3 protein-coding genes and 1 pseudogene are annotated in these 2,662 nt (G+C 42.2%); 2 read left to right on the forward strand and 2 right to left on the reverse strand.

What is annotated here, in order from left to right:
• Positions 1-252: 252 nt before the first annotated feature.
• Positions 253-654, reverse strand: a pseudogene (locus tag MJ770_RS04870) (IS5/IS1182 family transposase); the annotation flags it as partial.
• 518 nt (positions 655-1,172) lie between these two features.
• Between MJ770_RS04870 and MJ770_RS04875 the strand changes: the two are divergent.
• Positions 1,173-1,634, forward strand: coding sequence for a hypothetical protein (locus tag MJ770_RS04875; RefSeq protein WP_239250481.1), 462 nt, complete (start codon positions 1,173-1,175; stop codon positions 1,632-1,634).
• A gap of 150 nt (positions 1,635-1,784) precedes the next feature.
• Positions 1,785-1,973 (forward strand): hypothetical protein, encoded by a 189-nt coding sequence (locus MJ770_RS04880; RefSeq protein ID WP_239250482.1) that lies wholly within the window; start codon positions 1,785-1,787, stop codon positions 1,971-1,973.
• Positions 1,974-1,987: 14 nt separating this feature from the next.
• Here MJ770_RS04880 and MJ770_RS04885 read toward each other — a convergent pair whose 3' ends face one another.
• Complete coding sequence (locus MJ770_RS04885) at positions 1,988-2,449, reverse strand: hypothetical protein (protein WP_239250483.1); 462 nt, start codon at positions 2,447-2,449, stop codon at positions 1,988-1,990.
• Positions 2,450-2,662: the final 213 nt, after the last annotated feature.

The raw sequence follows: 2,662 nt of genomic DNA on the forward strand, positions 1-2,662 counted from the left end.
AAATTATTATATTTAATAAGATACCACTCCACCATTTTATTATTAACTTTATTTTATATATTTCAATATGTTAAATTAAATACAATATAACGATCTACTGCGCAAAAACAGTCTTTGCATAGCTTTTTGTAACGGCGGTACGACTGAAAACTTTAGGGCGCTTCTGACAACTCAGAGAAACGACTACGAAATGCGCTCGTTGGCGCATCCTACAAGCTGGATATTGCTTTCTTCCCCACTCATTAGTTGGCCGTAACGTCCCACATGAACCGCCAGCCTCGGCGCTTCACGGTTGTAATTCTGGCGCAGCGTGATGCTTGGGGTTCCGGCCAATTTAACCAGATGCTGCCGGCCACGTTCGAACAAGCGACTGTCGGTCGGATAAGCCACGGCCTTCTCCATCACCGTGGTGTCAATGATGATCTTCTCGAAACTTTTCGCTTTGACGACCTTGCCCCGGCGGGCGGCTTCGATGGTTCCGGTCAGCAAGCACGCCACGCCTTCTTCACTCACCCGCTGGCACCAGCGGGTTTCGAAGACTGACCAGTCAAACAGTTCAGCCAGTTGGACCAGTGGATGCTTAAGATTGATTAGCTCCGCCAAGGGCTGCTGAAACAAGTCGCCGGTCGAGGGATATTTGCCTTTTGGATCCATCGAAAACTCACTAGAATTTGCAAGGAATCAAGTCACTATTATCTCATTTCTGGCAAATTTCACCCGTGAATTTGCGAAATTATTACGTTAATTCATTGGGTTGAACGTTATTCAGGACGGACTAGGTATGCGAACGAATATAAATATCAAAAGCAGAGTCAGGCACGTCTTTTGGTCATCAAACGTTTGGACGTTAAATGAAGGCGCGCTATCGTGGTTTAGCCAAGATCGTCAGCTGGGAGTCTGGCTTTGACACTAGTGAACAGACCTGTCAGCGCAATATAAACATATATACAATATATATTATTTTCATATGCAATATTAAGTGCATATACAATATATACGATATATACAATAAAGTTCTTGACACATTCCAAAGTTGGCCCGTAGTATGGCACTCAGAGTCTGCCAGATTTGGAGTAATGGGTAGGCTTCAAAAAGACTGTGGGATAGAAGATTGGCTTGCCTAGATTCTATTCAACTTATCTCGCAAGATTTATATTCAGGAGGAACTTGTCATGAAAAAAAATATTATTAGCCTCGCAATTGCTTCCAGTTTTGTATTTGGCGCTTCGTTAGCGCAGGCACAACCAGCAGTTACTCAAGCAATGGAAGCACCTAAAGCTGTTCCCTTCTCAGGAAAAGGTCTGAATACGCCATGGAATTGCTGTAAACAGTATACAGGTCAGACTGGCGAACGTGATCAGCCTGGAGAAATGAATGCACCTGGATCAAAGGTAAACAATCAACAATCTCAAGCCTTTGATATCGATCCTGGTTATAAAAATGATGATGGTAATCGTATGCCATATTTCAGACTGGCAAACGCAGTGGTGGGAAATACTGAACCTACTGACAGTAAAGAGTATGGTGCCGGGAGAGATGCCGCAAATACAGGTAATCATGAAGGAACTGGTGACACATTAGGTAATTCACATTTTTCAGCAAAGTCAGGTTTTAATCAGTGGATTAAGAAGTAATTATTGAGTTATTTCTTATAACTTAAAGGCCCGCACGAGGGTTCTGCGGTAAATTCGTTCAAGTATGACGCAGAAAATAGGCGAGCGAATATTAAAGCTCAGAACCCGAGCCTGCCAAATGTTTTGGACATTAAACGTTTGGAAGGTAACATGAAGGCGCGCTATCTTGGTTTAACCAAGATTGTCAGCGGGGAATGTTGCTTTAACACTAGTGAACAGACCTACCTGCTGGCCAATTATGACAATAGTGTGCATAAGAGGTTTGTTCAAGATTGCTTTAGAAGCAACCTCATTTTAACAAATGTTAAGGCCAGCTTAAAGCTGGCCTTAACATTTTGATTAATAATTATTTTCTATAACCACTGATTTGAAAATGACTTTTCAGTAAAATGTGACTTGCCTAATGTGTCACCAGTTCCCTCAGGATTACCTGTAGTGGCAACATCCCTCCCTGCACCATACGCTTTACTATCAATAGGTTCAGTATTTCCAACCACCGCCGTTGCTCGCCTGAAATCTGGCATACGATTACCATCATCATTTTTATGACCAGGATCGATAGCATAGGGTTGCGATTGAGTAAAATTTATCTTTGATCCAGGTGCATTCACTTCTCCAGCCGCATCACGCTCACCTTCCGCACCTAGAAACTCATACTGACTGCAACAATTCCATGGGGTATCGGTTTTTGTCCCTGAAAATGGAACAGCTTTAGGTGCTTCCATTTGCTTAGGAATTGCTGTTTGCGCCTGCGCTAACGAAGCGCCAAATACAAAACAGGAAGCAATTGCGAGGCTAATAACATTTTTTTTCATGAAGAAGCTCCTTAAATATAATTCTTGAAGATTAGTTGAATAGAGCCAAGGCAAGCCAAGCTACTACCCCACAGACTTTTCGGAACCTACCCAATATTCAAAAATTGGGCAGACTCAGATTCGCATACTACGGGGCAGCCTCGAAATATGTCAAGAACTTTCTGGAAATTTCTGAAAATGTCAAGAACTTTATTGTATATATTATATATATTG

The sequence above is a fragment of the Candidatus Nitrotoga sp. M5 genome, from assembly GCF_927904885.1.
Lineage (GTDB): Bacteria > Pseudomonadota > Gammaproteobacteria > Burkholderiales > Gallionellaceae > Nitrotoga.